The organism is Pleomorphochaeta sp. DL1XJH-081 (genome assembly GCF_049310885.1).
GTDB lineage: Bacteria > Spirochaetota > Spirochaetia > Sphaerochaetales > Sphaerochaetaceae > CAYZJV01.
Genome location: NZ_JBMDYO010000146.1, coordinates 1 through 259, shown reverse-complemented (window position 1 = coordinate 259; position 259 = coordinate 1). Strand labels below are relative to the sequence as shown.

The following is a 259-nucleotide window of genomic DNA, read 5'->3' as shown; positions in this document are numbered from 1 at the left end:
ATTATTTTTGGCTTCAATTTCGAAGAAATTGTTAAGACGAAAAATAATGAAGTGGAACGTGGACAGAAAATTCAATTTCGGAGAAATTGCTAATTTTCAGGATCCACGTCCACCCGCGAACATTCGCCCCAGCGAATTGAAGCGGGCCGGGGGGAGCCGCAAAAATTTTGCCGCCCCAGCGAGCAAAAAGGCACGCCCACGTGCCGGTTTTTGTGGGGGGCTTGCCCCGCACACCGTCGCAGCCAGGCTATATTTCCCG

Annotated in this window: 1 protein-coding gene; it reads left to right on the top strand. The window is 51.0% G+C overall.

The features are described 5' to 3' along the window. On the top strand, window positions 1–259 hold a 259-nt coding region (locus ACODJP_RS14245), incomplete at both ends, for a hypothetical protein (RefSeq protein WP_422482622.1).